The organism is Stenotrophomonas sp. P5_B8 (genome assembly GCF_054049855.1).
Genome location: NZ_JBFULO010000338.1, coordinates 1 through 4,428 on the forward strand (window position 1 = coordinate 1; position 4,428 = coordinate 4,428).

Annotated in this window: 4 protein-coding genes; 2 read left to right on the forward strand and 2 right to left on the reverse strand. The window is 66.9% G+C overall.

Annotated elements, in window-relative coordinates; genetic code table 11:
• Positions 1 to 2,122 (forward strand): catalase/peroxidase HPI (katG, locus tag ACXJKH_RS15845; protein ID WP_457320712.1); only part of this gene is annotated, 2,122 nt, incomplete at its 5' end.
• Between the two features lie 104 nt (positions 2,123 to 2,226).
• Here the strand turns inward: katG and ACXJKH_RS15850 are convergent.
• Both ACXJKH_RS15850 and ACXJKH_RS15855 read right to left on the reverse strand, forming a co-directional pair.
• Complete coding sequence (locus tag ACXJKH_RS15850) at positions 2,227 to 2,634, reverse strand: RNA-binding S4 domain-containing protein (protein ID WP_256776441.1); 408 nt, start codon at positions 2,632 to 2,634, stop codon at positions 2,227 to 2,229.
• Positions 2,627 to 2,875, reverse strand: coding sequence for a hypothetical protein (locus ACXJKH_RS15855; RefSeq protein WP_457320715.1), 249 nt, complete (start codon positions 2,873 to 2,875; stop codon positions 2,627 to 2,629). Before ACXJKH_RS15855 ends, ACXJKH_RS15850 begins: the two co-directional genes overlap by 8 nt.
• A 163-nt stretch (positions 2,876 to 3,038) precedes the next feature.
• Between ACXJKH_RS15855 and ACXJKH_RS15860 the strand changes: the two genes are divergently transcribed.
• On the forward strand, positions 3,039 to 4,428 hold a 1,390-nt coding region (locus tag ACXJKH_RS15860; protein ID WP_457320717.1), incomplete at its 3' end, for an MATE family efflux transporter.

A 4,428-nucleotide genomic window follows, 5' to 3' on the forward strand; every position in this document is an offset into this window, starting at 1 on the left:
GCATTCCAACCGCTCCAATCCGCTGGGTGACGGCTTCAATTACGCCAAGGCGTTCAAGCAGCTCGACTACACCGCGCTGAAGGCCGACCTCAAGGCGCTGATGACCGATTCGCAGGACTGGTGGCCGGCCGACTTCGGTCACTACGGCGGCCTGTTCGTCCGCATGGCCTGGCACAGCGCCGGCACCTACCGCATCGGCGATGGACGCGGCGGCGGCGGTCGCGGCCAGCAGCGTTTCGCCCCGCTCAACAGCTGGCCGGACAATGTCAGCCTGGACAAGGCACGCCGGCTGCTGTGGCCGATCAAGCAGAAGTACGGCCAGGCCATCTCCTGGGCCGACCTGCTGATCCTCACCGGCAACGTCGCACTCGAATCGATGGGCTTCAAGACCTTGGGCTTTGCCGGTGGTCGCCCCGATACCTGGGAGCCGGACCAGGATGTGTACTGGGGCCGCGAGACCACCTGGCTCGGCGGCGATGTGCGCTATGCGCATGGCTCCGAGGGCGTGCAGGAAGACCACGGTGTGCTGGTCTCCGATGACGACGCTGATGGCGACATCCACTCGCGCGATCTGGAGAATCCGCTCGCCGCAGTGCAGATGGGCCTGATCTACGTGAACCCCGAAGGCCCGGACGGCAACCCCGATCCGCTCAAGGCCGCCTTCGACATCCGCGATACCTTCGGCCGCATGGCCATGGACGATGAGGAAACCGTCGCCCTGATCGCCGGTGGTCACAGCTTCGGCAAGACCCACGGTGCCGGCCCRGCCGACAACGTCGGGGCGGAACCGGAAGCAGCGGGGCTGGAAAGCCAGGGCCTTGGCTGGTCCAACACATTCGGCAGCGGCAAGGGCGGGGACACCATCACCAGCGGCCTGGAAGTGACCTGGACGCGCACCCCGGCACAGTGGAGCCACGACTTCTTCGAGCTGCTGTTCAAGCACGAGTGGGAGCTGACCAAGAGCCCGGCCGGTGCGCACCAGTGGGTGGCCAAGGACAGCGAGGCCGTCATCCCCGACGCGCACGACCCGTCGAAGAAGCATCGCCCGAGCATGCTCACCACCGACCTGGCGTTGCGCGTGGACCCGGCCTACGAAAAGATCTCGCGCCGCTTCCTTGAGGACCCGCAGGCCTTTGCCGATGCATTCGCGCGTGCATGGTTCAAGTTGACCCACCGCGACATGGGTCCGCGTGCCCGCTATCTGGGCCCGGAGATCCCGGCCGAGGAATTCATCTGGCAGGACCCGGTGCCCGCAACGACCCATGCGTTGATCGACGCCCGCGACATCACCGCGCTCAAGCAGCAGATCGCCGCTGCCGGACTGAGCGTGGCCGAACTGGTGTCCACTGCCTGGGCCTCGGCGTCGACGTTCCGCGGCTCGGACAAGCGCGGCGGTGCCAACGGTGCACGCATCCGTCTTGCCCCGCAGAAGGATTGGGCCGTGAACCAGCCGCAGCAGCTGTCCAAGGTGCTGGCCGCGCTGGAAAAGATCCAGACCGGCTTCAATGGCGGCGGCGGCAAGCAGGTATCGCTGGCCGACCTGATCGTGCTGGCCGGAGGCGTCGGCGTCGAGCAGGCCGCCAAGGCCGGTGGCCACGACATCAGCGTACCGTTCACCCCCGGCCGCACCGATGCCAGCCAGGCACAGACCGACGTCGAATCGTTCGCGGTACTGGAACCCTACGCCGATGGCTTCCGCAATTATCTCAAGGGCCGCTACAGCGTGCCCGCCGAAGTACTGCTGATCGACAAGGCGCAACTGCTCACCCTGAGCGCGCCGGAGCTGACCGCACTGGTCGGCGGCCTGCGCGTGTTGGGAGCCAATGTCGACGGAAATACCCAGGGTGTGCTGACCGATCGCCCCGGCACGTTGAGCAACGATTTCTTCGTCAACCTGCTGGACATGCGCACGCAGTGGAAACCCGACGGCGATGGCTACGTGAGCAGCGGAGACACGCGCTGGACCGGGAGTCGCGCCGACCTGGTATTCGGATCGAATTCGGTGCTGCGCGCCCTCGCCGAGGTCTACGCCAGCGCGGACGGTGAGAAGAAGCTGGTGCRGGATTTCGTCGCCGCCTGGACGCGGGTGATGGAACTTGACCGCTACGATCTGCACGCGTGAGACAGGGGGAACCGGCCACCAGCCGGCTCCCCCGCAAGGACAGGTGCCAACCGCTGTGTCAGCACCGCTTCAATGCCTGCGCGCACGCGAACGTACGCGCAGGCTCAGATCGCGTCGATGTCGCCCAGGGCCCGGATCAACCGCCGCGCACGCTTGTCCGGTCGATGCTCCGGCGGCTGGTAACCATTCTTCGCCGCCGCGCGCTGCGCACGCAGTTCGGCACGCCGCGCACGCGACGCCTCGCTTTCCGCATACAGCTGCTGCGCCACCGGCGCCGGCCCGCGCATTTCGCTCAGACCACGCACTTGTACGTCGAAAGTTTCATCGCCGCGGCTGATCTGCAGCTGCTCGCCTACCCTCACAGCGCGCGACGACTTCGGGCGCTGCCCCGCCACATCGACCTTACCGGTTTCCACCGCCTGCTTGGCCAGGCTGCGGGTCCGGAAGAAGCGCGCGGCCCACAGCCACACATCCAGCCGCACGCTGGCGCCCAACGATTCTGCTTCAGTCATGCTGCTTGCCCAGCTCCACGGCGTTGGCCGGTCGTTTGTTCAGGGATTGGGGCGCGTCCGGGTTGCCCCGGCATCCAGTGCCACCGATCAGTACCGGCACGCCGGCATCCAGATCGCGGCGCTGGCTGCCCACCTGGCATTCCGGTCGGTCCATCGGCCGCACCTGGGCATCGCCCAGGCGCTGTGTACTCGAACATGCGGCCAACGCAACGGCAATCAAGAGCGCCATCAGCGCGGGCATGAACGGGTCAGCCCGATGCAGGGGACACCGGCCAGTGGGGAGCATCCGGTTGGTTCGCATTGCCTGGAGCCGGCCAGCCGCCGACATTACGGTGCGCATCGCGATATCCCACTGACGGGCTTGGTGCTAGTGTGCCGCTCTCCACGCTTGATCTCCAGAGCACATGGCCAAAGCGCCGCTTGACCTGACCACCGGCCCGATAGGGCGCAACCTGTTCCTGTTCGCCCTGCCGATCCTGGCCGGCAACATCGCCCAGTCGCTGAACGGGTCGGTGAATGCGATCTGGGTGGGCCGCTTCCTCGGCGAGGCGGCTTTGACCGCTACCGCGAACGCCAACAACATCATGTTCTTCCTGATCGGCTCGGTGTTCGGGATCGGCATGGCGGCCACCATCCTGATCGGCCAGGCGATGGGGGCGCGCGACATTTCCCAGGCACGCCGGGTGATGGGCACCAGCGCCACCTTCTTCATCGGCCTGTCGGTGGTGATCGCGATCGCCGGCTGGTGGCTGTCGCATCCGCTGCTGGCGGCCATGGGCACGCCGGCCGAATCGCTGCCGTTGGCCGAGGCCTACCTGCGCATCATCTTCCTGGCGATGCCGACGCTGTATGCGTTCGCGTTCCTGAGCTCGGCGCTGCGCGGCGTCGGCGATTCACGCACGCCGTTCCGCTTCCTGCTGCTGTCGGTGGTGCTGGACATCGGCTTCAACCCGCTGCTGATCTTCGGCATCGGCCCGTTCCCGCAGCTGGGCATCGCCGGTGCCGCCTGGGCCACGCTGATCGCGCAGACGCTGTCGCTGACYGGCCTGCTCTGGTACATGCGCAACAAGCGCCATGTGCTGTGGCTGGGCCGCAAGGACATGGCGCTGTTCAAGATCGACACCACGATCCTGCGCGCGCTGGTGGTCAAGGGCGTGCCGATGGGCCTGCAGATGGTGCTGATCTCGCTGTCGATGATCCTGATGATGAGCATGGTCAACGGCTACGGCACCGACACGGCCGCCGCCTACGGTGCATCGCTGCAGCTATGGACCTACGTGCAGATGCCGGCGATGGCGATCGGCGCGGCGTGCTCGTCGATGGCCGCGCAGAACGTCGGCGCCGGCAACTGGGACCGCGTGCGCGGCACCGCCCGCAGCGGCGTGCTGTACAACTTCCTGCTCACCGGCGTGCTGATCCTGCCGCTGATCCTGCTGGACCGGTACACCCTTGCGCTGTTCCTGCCCGAAGCCAGCCAGTCGCTGGACGTGGCGCGCCACCTCAACCACATCGCGGTGTGGTCGTTCCTGTTCTTCGGCGTCAACTTCGTCATTTCCGGCGTAGTGCGCTCCACCGGTGCGGTGATCCCGCCGCTGCTGATCCTGGCCGCCTCGCTGTGGGGCATCCGCGTGCCGTTCGCCGAACTGCTGCAGGACAGCTGGGGCGCCGATGCGGTGTGGTGGAGTTTCCCGGTCAGCTCGTTCTGCGCGATGCTGATGTCGCTGGCGTATTACCGCTGGGGCGGCTGGCGCAAGGCGCACATGCTGCCGACCCACCGCGACGAAATGGCCGCAC

What these genes read in the sequence shown, in the direction of transcription:
- ACXJKH_RS15850 (WP_256776441.1), bottom strand. Translation starts at nt 2,634, where the DNA reads ATGACTGAAGCAGAATCGTTGGGCGCCAGCGTGCGGCTGGATGTGTGG.
- ACXJKH_RS15855 (WP_457320715.1), bottom strand. Translation starts at nt 2,875, where the DNA reads ATGCCCGCGCTGATGGCGCTCTTGATTGCCGTTGCGTTGGCCGCATGT.